Annotated in this window: 3 protein-coding genes; all 3 read right to left on the reverse strand. The window is 60.0% G+C overall.

What is annotated here, in order from left to right:
• The coding region (folP, locus tag NW845_RS12400) for a dihydropteroate synthase (RefSeq protein ID WP_414378747.1) at nucleotides 1–812 on the reverse strand (812 nt) is incomplete at its 3' end.
• A 552-nt stretch (nucleotides 813–1364) separates the two neighbouring features.
• Nucleotides 1365–2456 carry a redox-regulated ATPase YchF gene (gene ychF, locus NW845_RS12405; RefSeq protein WP_414378748.1) on the reverse strand — a complete coding sequence of 364 codons (1092 nt, stop codon included), beginning with the start codon at nucleotides 2454–2456 and terminating at the stop codon, nucleotides 1365–1367.
• Nucleotides 2457–2571: 115 nt separating this feature from the next.
• Nucleotides 2572–3966: a 23S rRNA (uracil(1939)-C(5))-methyltransferase RlmD gene (gene rlmD, locus NW845_RS12410; protein ID WP_414378749.1), complete on the reverse strand. Its 1395-nt coding sequence runs from the start codon at nucleotides 3964–3966 to the stop codon at nucleotides 2572–2574.
• Nucleotides 3967–4280: the final 314 nt, after the last annotated feature.

Here is a 4280-nt window from a genome sequence, read left to right on the forward strand (position 1 = left end):
ACGGTGTGCACCCGCACCAGGGTAGCGCCCCGGCTGGCGGCAAAGAGGTGCACGGCTACGCTGGCGCTATCCCGCTCCCTGGGCACAGCAATCCCGGCAAGCTGGCCAACAAAACTTTTGCGCGAGGCTCCCACCAGCACCGGGTAGCCATAGGCCACCAGCCGTGGCAGCGCTTTGAGGAGGGCAATGTTCTGCTCGGCGGTTTTGGCAAAGCCCAGGCCGGGATCCAAAATCACACTGGGAACACCGGCTGCCAGCGCCCGTTCTGCTTGGTCCTTGAGAAAGCCAAAAACTTCCCCTTCGAGGTCGTCGTAGTGGGTGAGCTGCTGCATGGTGCGCGGTTCTCCCCGCATGTGCATGATGATTGCCGGCACCCCCTTCTCGGCACACAGCTGCATCATCTGCGGATCCCGCAGCCCAGTGACGTCATTAATCATGTGCGCTCCGGCTGCTAGAGCCGCCGCCGCCACCTCCGTTCGGCGCGTATCAACGCTGATGAGAATGCCGGATCCCTCTAGAGCCCGGATCACGGGCAAAACCCGGTCGCACTCCACCTCCACCGACACCGGCTCCGCCCCCGGCCGGGTGGACTCGCCGCCGATATCCACAATCAAGGCTCCCGCTGCTGCCATGGCCTTGGCTGCCTGCACGGCTGCCTCTACGGATCCCCACTGGCCGCCGTCGCTGAAGCTGTCAGGAGTTACATTCAACACTCCCATCACCCCAACGCCTCGCCAGGAGAGGCAGTAGCCCTCTGACATCTTTTCCGCCCCCGGCAAGGGACGGCGGGAGGTCAAGCTATGAACACCCATAACCGTTGCAGGCTGCGTGTTGCAGGGCCAGGGGGAAGAGTTTTCCACCACCCGGCATGGCATTCCTCTCGATCTCAAGTCCAGCACAAGCCTGCCGGGAGTCCACAAAGTTTCTCAACGAAATCTTTGCAAGGCTGCGGTCATCAAGAGGCTATGCCAGAGAAGGATCCCCCTGCCCGCTCAGGCGCAAGCAATAGCCCAAGCTCACAGAGGAACCCCTGTTGCTCTAGAACATGATGTCGTCTTCCGAACGACCCCAAATGCACCAGATGATGGAAGCAAAAATTGCCAAGTAGACCCAGGCCATCGGCCCGTATTGCAGTAGATCCATCAACGTATCCCTAAAACAAACATTTGTTTATCTAGTCCAATTATTGTGATGTTTCGTTACAGCGTCAACGGTTTTCTCAGGAAAACGGTCGGACTGATAGAAGACCCCCTGAGCCCATATCCTCTGCCCAAGGGGGCTAAGTCTTTTTGCCTAGGGACAGTGAGCAAATCTTAAATTTCTGAGAAAACCCATCTTGCCTGAGCAGGGAGGCAGAGGGAGACCTAGACGTTAAAGCGAAAGTGCATCACATCCCCTTCCTGAACCACGTAGTCCTTGCCCTCGCTGCGCACCAGCCCCTTCTCTCGGGCAGCACTTAGGGATCCTGCTGCCACTAGATCCTCATACGCTATCGTTTCTGCCCGGATAAAACCCCGCTCAAAATCCGAGTGGATCACCCCCGCTGCCTGGGGAGCAGTGGCACCGGCAGGGATCGTCCAGGCGCGAGTTTCTTTGGGGCCGGAAGTAAAGTAGGTGCGCAGACCCAGCAGCTCGTAGGTGGCGCGGATCAAGGATTTCAGCCCCCCTTCTTTCACCCCCAGCGAGTCTAGATAAGCCTGTCGCTCTGCAGGCGGCAGCTCCACCAATTCCGCCTCCACCTGGGCTGAGACCACCACCACACGCGCCCCTTCCGCCTGGGCCACTTGCCGCACCTGCTCTACCCAGTCGTTGCCAGTAGCCAGCTCCGTTTCTGCTACGTTGGCGGCGTAGATTACCTTCTTGCGCGTGAGTAGCCCCAGCCCCTTGATGGCGGCCTCCTCCTCCGGACTAAGGGGCACCAGGCGAGCTGGCTTGCCCTCGTCCAGAGCAGCCTGTAGCTTTTCCAGGGCCTGCAGCTCCACTTGAGCCGTTTTGTCGGACTTGGCCTGCTTGCGCACCCGCTCCAAACGCCGCTCGATCTGCGCCAGATCCGCCAGGGCCAGCTCCAGGTTAATCACGCCTATGTCTCGCAGGGGATCCACGGAGCCGGCCACGTGGACAATGTTCTCGTCCTGAAAGCAGCGCACCACATGCACGATGGCGTCCACCTGGCGGATGTGGGAGAGAAATTGGTTGCCCAGCCCCTCGCCTTTGCTGGCGCCAGCTACGAGCCCAGCAATGTCAACAAACTCAATCTGGGCGGGGACGATTGCCGCCGAGCCGCTGATCTTGGCCAGCACCTCTAGGCGCTCATCCGGCACCGCCACCCGCCCTATGTTGGGCTCGATGGTGCAAAAAGGAAAGTTGGCCGCCTCGGCCTTGGCATTTTCGCAGAGGGCGTTAAAGAGAGTCGATTTGCCCACATTGGGCAGGCCAACAATGCCAGCTCTGAGCATGAGAGGCTAGGGTAACGGCAAGGGGATCCGTTGCGAAACTTTAACTATTCTGACGTTAGCATTGGTTGGTTGCGGGGGGCTGCTGCGCCCTCACCCCCCTCCCGTGGTGTTGCCCTCAGACCCGCTTCAAAAAGACCACTCCCTCGACATGGCCCGTTTGGGGAAAGAAGTCGGCAGCTCGCCATTGGGTTAGGCGGTAGGATCCCTCGGCCATCAGGATTTGCAGGTCGCGCGCCAAGGTGGCAGGGTGACAGCTAATGTAGACGATGCGCTGAGGTTGTCGCTGCTTCAGGATCTCGAGCACCTGCAGGTCGCAGCCGCGCCGCGGCGGATCCAACACCACGATACCGGCAGGAGGCAGAGTCGGCAAAACCGCTTCTACTGTGCCCTGGAAAAATTGGGCCGAGGCGATGCCGTTGAACTGGGCATTGTAGCGGGCCTGGGCTACCGCCGCTGGCAACGCCTCCACCCCCATCACTCGTTTGGCCCGCCGGGCCAAGAGCAGGGTTAGGGTGCCGATGCCGCAGTAGGCATCTAGGACGATCTCCTCGCCACGCAGCTGGAGCTGATCCACTATCCAGGTAAAAAAGGCCTCCGCCTGCTCCGTGTTGACTTGAAAGAAGGAGGTGCTGTCAATCCAAAAGGAAAGACCGGCCAATTCTTCCCGCAGGGATCCCCGCCCGGCAATGACCTCCGTTTGCGGGCCAAAGATGACGTTGGTGCGGGCCGGGTTGAGGTTAAGACAGACCCCCACTAGGTCGGGGTAGCGCTGCATCCAGCGCTGGGCCCACCTTTCCAGATGGGGCAGGTTGCGGCTGCAACTGACCAAGGTGAGGAGCACCTCACGGGTGCGGCGGCCAATGCGCAAGCCCAGATGGCGCAGGTGGCCCTGGTGGCGGCTTTCGTCATACACGCTCCAGCCGGTTTCCTGCAGATCCTGCTTTATTTCCCTCAGGAACACATCCAGCCGCTCGTCCTGCACAGGGCATTGGTTGAGGTTTACCAGGCGGTGGCTGCCCGGTCGGTAGTAGCCCATGCGCAACGGCTGGCCCTCCGCTTTGGCGATGGGGTAGGTGACCTTGTTGCGGTAGCGCAGCGGCTGTGGGGATCCCAAAATCGGGACGGGCTCGGGCAGGGAGAGGCCGCCAATCCGCTCCAGGGCATCCCGGAGAATTTGCTGTTTGGTGGCTAGCTGCTGCTCGTAGCTGACGTGCTGCCACTGGCAGCCACCACACTTGTCCGCCACAATGCAAGCGGGTCGCACCCGCTGCGGCGAGGGAGCAAGGAGGGAACGAATTCGCCCGACCAGGTAGTTGCGCTTAATCTCAATGACCTGGGCCACCACCCGATCCCCCGGCACACCTTGGGCCACAAACACCACCCGACCCCGCCCGTGGCCAAGCGTATGGGCAATGCCATTGCCCTCGGGGGTTAGGTCGGTGATCTCCAGGGATAGGAGATCCCCTGGCTTGATGGGATCAGGTGCCAGGGAAGAGATTGGTTGCTCCATGAAAGAAGGTGGGTCGCAGAAGGTTAGCTGGAGGCCCCGCACTTTAGTGCGGGAAGGAAAGCTACTCTGGAACTTTAAGTGGCCAAAGTGGCGCCTCCTTCGCAAGATACCCTACCGTATACTGTAGGGGGGATAGCTCCTAATGATGGAGCATGACCCAAGTTCTGACCATTTGACTATCAGCTAGTCGTTCTTTTTGCACTTCATCTTCTTGGACTCTCGCACTGCGGTACAGCCTGTTAAAGAACCAAGGGGTACAGTAGCAACACTTAGCAAACCAACTCCGGAAGCAGGATGGATTAATCAGGAGTAAA

This window comes from Synechococcus sp. H60.2 (assembly GCF_047462315.1).
Lineage (GTDB): Bacteria > Cyanobacteriota > Cyanobacteriia > Thermostichales > Thermostichaceae > Thermostichus.